We start from the raw sequence: 4,628 nt of genomic DNA, 5'->3' as shown, positions 1-4,628 counted from the left end.
ATGGCCGAAACCAATAGCATCGATTTAATGACTCAACGTATCGCTAAAGATATCGCCAATGAAACCATTAAATTGTACAAAGCTGGCCACATGCCTTCATTGAACTTCAATGCAGGTTATAACAAAGGTGTTGATCAAACTCCTGGTCCAGATTATGACAACACCAATGTTGGCATCACGTTAAGCATTCCACTTTTTGAAGGCTTTAAAATCACTTCTCAAGTGAAGCAAGCTCAATTCAGATATGTGGAAGCTAGCGAGAAACTAGAACAAACTCATCGTAGCGTAACCAAAAACGTGCGTAATAACTTTAACAACGTTAATGCGTCTATCAGTTCAATCAAAGCGTATGAGCAATCAGTTATTTCATCTGAAAGTGCGCTAAAAGCAACCCAAGCTGGTTTTGAAGTGGGTACGCGTACGATTGTTGATGTGCTAAACCGTACACGTGACTTGTATGATTCAAAGCGTCAATTATCTGAAGCTCGTTATGGTTATATTAACTCTATATTAGCGCTTAAACAGGCTGCTGGTACGTTGAACGAAGATGATGTTATCTCGATTAACAGCGGACTCATTGCTCAATAAGCACTAGTCACTAAGCACTAGGCTTACACAAAAATAAGCTCCCACAAAAAAACCGCCAGTTGGCGGTTTTTTATTGGCATAACAATTATTCACATAATCGTTAAGCTCGATACCGAATTAGAAAACTAATTCAACACCAGCAAATGCACCACTAAAGTCAGTATTTTGAGAAACACCAGAGAAGTTGCTTACATCAAAATTAAACTCGCGGTAACCAACACGGATAGAAGTATCGACAGCTAATCCGTCAAACTGCCATCCTAAACCTGCACCGTAATCATATACATTAGATTCATCGATGCCTAGCATCACATCAGCAAAGCCAAACAAGCCTAAGCCAATCATGCCAACTTGTGCACTGGCGTATCCCATCACGATACCACTATCGATATCCACTTCTTCTGGGTGACCCGCATCAGCAACACGTAATGAGCCACTCATTAACTTGTATGCCGCACCTAAATCAACTGACACTAAATCGTTATCAAGAATTTCGTAATACAATACAAAATCAGTATTGCTTAAGTCATTCGTCACCGAGGTTGCGCCAGTAAAATTGTGACCGTTAAAGTTAAAGTCGGCATTAGCAAGACTCGTGCTCGACTCAAGACGGTTTTCACGAATTTTAACATTAGGCACAAACGGCAATGGATGCTCAACAGCAATCCACAAGCTACCCTGTGAAGAATCATCATTAAAGCTGTGAGCAACACCACTATCATCATTAAATGCATTTGTGGTGTCTGCCTGCCAATAATCAGCGCCTACTTTAAAACCCAATACAGTTGCCGCATGAGCCGATGACACACTTAAAAGGCCCACTACAGCTGTGGTAAGAAGAGTCTTTTTCATCATTATCCTTGTGAGAGTAAATTAGTTAAATCAATTACCGCGGCATTTGCACGCGAAATATAATTAGCCATCACCAACGAGTGATTAGCCACTAAACCAAAACCATTTCCATTAAGAACCAAAGGGCTCCAAACTGTTTGCTGAGTTGCTTCAAGTTCACGAATAATTTGACGTAAACTGACCTCAGCGTTTTTCTTTTCTAACACATCGGCAAAATCAACTTCAATTGCCCGCATAAAATTCAATAATGCCCAAGCTGAACCACGGCTTTCATAAAATACATCATCAATTTTCCACCAGCTGGTTTTAATTTCATTACTTGATAAACCAGGTGTAGATTGACGCGCAGACGAATCACCTGCTAAATCAGTATTTAATCGTTCTTGGCCCACACTGGCAGATAAGTGTTGCGACATACTGCCTAAACGTTTCTGAACTTCTTTAAGCCATTCATTGAGATTATCTGCACGAGCATAAAACTGAGCATTATTGTTATCAGCGTCGTTGATTTTAGCACGGTAAAGTTTCAGTAATTTGATAGCATCACGATATTCACCTTCGGCACTTGGTACTAACCAACTGGTGTTATCGATGTTTAACTTCGAATGAGCGCCTAACAAATCAGTATCCGCAGTAGACTGCGACTGTGAACGACTAAACTCTTTACGCATAGTCAGTGCTAAATCACGCACTTGTTCTAATGCACCAAATTCAAATGCAGGCATGTTATCCATCATTACCGACGGAGGCATAATATCATTAGACAGCCAACCACCTGGTTTATCCAGCAAGGTTTCCATTGTGTCAATTAATGCAGTTGTTGTGGCATAACCCACAATTAACTTACCGTTATCAGTTTGCGACGATACCGGCTTAATTGGATCCGGCTCAACGCTCCACCACACGCTAACAAAGTAAAGTACTAAACCCAGCACACCAAAAACGGCTAAAATTTTATTCCTTGTTACTTGCATCAATATTGCTCCTTAATGATGGTGATGATGTTCTGCATGTTCATCATGTTGAGCCGCGGCTTGTTTAAGCACAGTAAGCTCAATCATAAGATGCTGACCATCTTCAAAAATTAATTCTAAAGGCACTTTGTCATCAATAACCAATGGCGCAGTTAACGATAACAACATCACATGGTCGCCAGTAGGTTGAAGCGTTAACGAACCGTGAGACGGTATGGTAAACCCTTCGACTTGACGCATTTTAACCATGCCATCTTCTTCTAAAATTGTATGCAACTGCGCTACTTTTGCCACACTCGTCTTCACTTCAACTAACTTAACATCGCTGTTGTTATGATTTTCTAACGTAAAATAAGCGGCGGTATTGGGCACACTCGCAGGCATAGCTCTAACATGTCCATCGACCAAGACTACGTTAGCAGTGGCTGCGAATGATAATGATGATAACACTAAAAAGTTAAACAGATGTTTGAATATTGCTTTCAATGTCTTAAACTCCATGTAATCCCACTCGCGTTCACAACAGGAAGCTACGAATGAGTCATATTCAGGTAAGAGATGATCAAGGCGTGCGTATCATCAGTTTTAATCGTCCAGAAAAGCGCAATGCCTTTAATCTAGAAATGTATCAGCAATTCACAGAATACCTGATCCAAGGTGAAGCCGACAATGATATTCGTGCCTTTCTGTTCCATGGTACCGAAAACTGTTTTACCTCTGGCAATGATATCGTCGATTTTCTGCAAAGTGGTGCGTTAGATGATAATCATCCAACCGTTAAATTCTTGTTTTGTTTATTAGATCTTAAAAAGCCTGTGGTTGCAGCAGTAACCGGAGCAGCAGTGGGAATAGGAACAACTTTACTATTGCATTGTGACTTAGTGTACGCCGACAATAAGGCTAAATTCCAAATGCCATTTGTCAATTTAGCGCTAGTACCAGAAGCAGCCTCAAGCATATTGTTACCCTTAATTGTTGGCCAACAAAAAGCAGCTGAACTGATTTTACTAGGCGAAGCCTTTGATGCAGAGACGGCTGAAAAATTAACTATTATTAACCGCGTAGTTGCCCAAGACGAGCTCATTAGCTTCAGTCTAGCGCAAGCAAAAAAATTGGCAGCTCTGCCACCATTATCTATGCAAGCATCAAAACGGCTTTTACGTCATAACCAGGCAGAAGTTAAAGCTCAGATGAAATTAGAATTAGTTGAGTTTGCTGAGCGCTTACAAAGTGACGAAGCAAAACAACGCTTCCAAGCTTTCTTAAAAAAATAACCACATATTTCAATGTAACCTGTCTGCGGGGTAATCAAACTTCCCCCGCTTACCCATTACTGGGCAAGCCTTAAAATCGTGATGTTTTTTGGCTCATCACCACAGCAATCACAAAATACGCAAGTAAACTAATACTTGGATTGGTTAGCACTAATCCTACCGTCACAATACGAGTCCAAAGCAATGACCAGCCATATTGTTTCGCTAACTTCGCAGATACGCCACATACAATTCGAGTTTCATCTTGTAATCTATTGATTAAACGGTTCATATTATCCTCTCGTACTTAATAAGGTTTATTCTAAAAGCAATGAGTTAAGATTAAGCTTGGTCATTAATGCTTGGCCAAAACAGCCAGCTGACTAACATCGCACACAATGCAAAACTGATAACTGGCAATAACAATAACGACATTAATGGCAGCACCAAGCCTATATTCATCGCCCAATCCATTACTTATTCTCGGCAGCTACAGCGGTACTCACTTGTGGTTGTTCAAAGCTAGCAAACTCTAAAGCTGAATTAATTTCAAAAACTTGTTCAGCAATTTGGGTTTGCAACGACAGCATTAACTCTTGCTTTACATTTGAAATCATCTCTTGGCTCGCTTGCGTCATATTCTGTTCTAGCGCAGCGACTGTATTAGAGATTGAAATTTCATCTGCTTGTGCCGAAACACTGGCGGTAACCAATAATGCTGCTGCAATTGATAGTTGAACACTACGGCGAATCACGTTGGTTGAAGTTAATGTAGACATAATGGCATCCTTTCTTGTGTTGGTTAATGGCAACTAAACACCCGTCTAGTTGATTACACAATAGGTATTACAAGCTGCGTGCCAACTTTTAAAAACAACCATAACAACTTAATTTGTAAACAAAATAAATTAATTATAGTTTATGTAATTGAACTAAAAACACGTTCAAAAAACCAACAGGT

Annotated in this window: 7 protein-coding genes; 2 read left to right on the top strand and 5 right to left on the bottom strand. The window is 40.1% G+C overall.

Features of this window, described 5'->3' with window-relative positions; all coding sequences use genetic code 11:
• Nucleotides 1-588 (top strand): TolC family protein (locus CXF78_RS10815; protein WP_180957111.1); only part of this gene is annotated, 588 nt, incomplete at its 5' end.
• 117 nt (nt 589-705) lie between these two features.
• Here the strand turns inward: CXF78_RS10815 and CXF78_RS10810 are convergent.
• Genes CXF78_RS10810 through CXF78_RS10800 form a run of 3 tightly spaced genes read right to left on the bottom strand, consistent with a single transcriptional unit; the run spans nt 706 to nt 2,915 of the window.
• Complete coding sequence (locus CXF78_RS10810; RefSeq protein WP_102036778.1) at nt 706-1,440, bottom strand: TIGR04219 family outer membrane beta-barrel protein; 735 nt, start codon at nt 1,438-1,440, stop codon at nt 706-708.
• Nucleotides 1,441-1,442: 2 nt separating this feature from the next.
• Nucleotides 1,443-2,414 carry a DUF2333 family protein gene (locus CXF78_RS10805; RefSeq protein ID WP_102036777.1) on the bottom strand — a complete coding sequence of 324 codons (972 nt, stop codon included), beginning with the start codon at nt 2,412-2,414 and terminating at the stop codon, nt 1,443-1,445.
• A gap of 12 nt (nt 2,415-2,426) precedes the next feature.
• Complete coding sequence (locus CXF78_RS10800) at nt 2,427-2,915, bottom strand: copper chaperone PCu(A)C (protein WP_011638774.1); 489 nt, start codon at nt 2,913-2,915, stop codon at nt 2,427-2,429.
• 35 nt (nt 2,916-2,950) lie between these two features.
• On the opposite strand from CXF78_RS10800, the gene CXF78_RS10795 reads away from it, so the two are divergent.
• Nucleotides 2,951-3,688, top strand: a complete 738-nt coding sequence (locus CXF78_RS10795; protein WP_011638775.1) for an enoyl-CoA hydratase-related protein — start codon at nt 2,951-2,953, stop codon at nt 3,686-3,688.
• A gap of 70 nt (nt 3,689-3,758) precedes the next feature.
• On the opposite strand, the gene CXF78_RS10790 is transcribed toward CXF78_RS10795, so the two are convergent.
• A complete protein-coding gene (locus CXF78_RS10790) occupies nt 3,759-3,959 on the bottom strand; it encodes a PspC domain-containing protein (protein ID WP_011638776.1) in 201 nt (66 codons plus the stop codon).
• 181 nt (nt 3,960-4,140) lie between these two features.
• Nucleotides 4,141-4,446: a hypothetical protein gene (locus CXF78_RS10785; protein ID WP_059744650.1), complete on the bottom strand. Its 306-nt coding sequence runs from the start codon at nt 4,444-4,446 to the stop codon at nt 4,141-4,143.
• Between the last annotated feature and the right edge of the window lie 182 nt (nt 4,447-4,628).

This window comes from Shewanella sp. 11B5, assembly GCF_002836795.1.
GTDB lineage: Bacteria > Pseudomonadota > Gammaproteobacteria > Enterobacterales > Shewanellaceae > Shewanella > Shewanella frigidimarina.
Note: the sequence above shows the minus strand (reverse complement) of the source record. Positions and strands in the feature narration are given on the sequence as shown.

Bases quoted from the DNA above. Each gene is read 5' to 3' on its own strand.
- CXF78_RS10810 (WP_102036778.1), bottom strand. From the start codon at position 1,440: ATGAAAAAGACTCTTCTTACCACAGCTGTAGTGGGCCTTTTAAGTGTG.
- CXF78_RS10805 (WP_102036777.1), bottom strand. From the start codon at position 2,414: ATGCAAGTAACAAGGAATAAAATTTTAGCCGTTTTTGGTGTGCTGGGT.
- CXF78_RS10800 (WP_011638774.1), bottom strand. From the start codon at position 2,915: ATGGAGTTTAAGACATTGAAAGCAATATTCAAACATCTGTTTAACTTT.
- CXF78_RS10795 (WP_011638775.1), top strand. From the start codon at position 2,951: ATGAGTCATATTCAGGTAAGAGATGATCAAGGCGTGCGTATCATCAGT.
- CXF78_RS10790 (WP_011638776.1), bottom strand. From the start codon at position 3,959: ATGAACCGTTTAATCAATAGATTACAAGATGAAACTCGAATTGTATGT.
- CXF78_RS10785 (WP_059744650.1), bottom strand. From the start codon at position 4,446: ATGTCTACATTAACTTCAACCAACGTGATTCGCCGTAGTGTTCAACTA.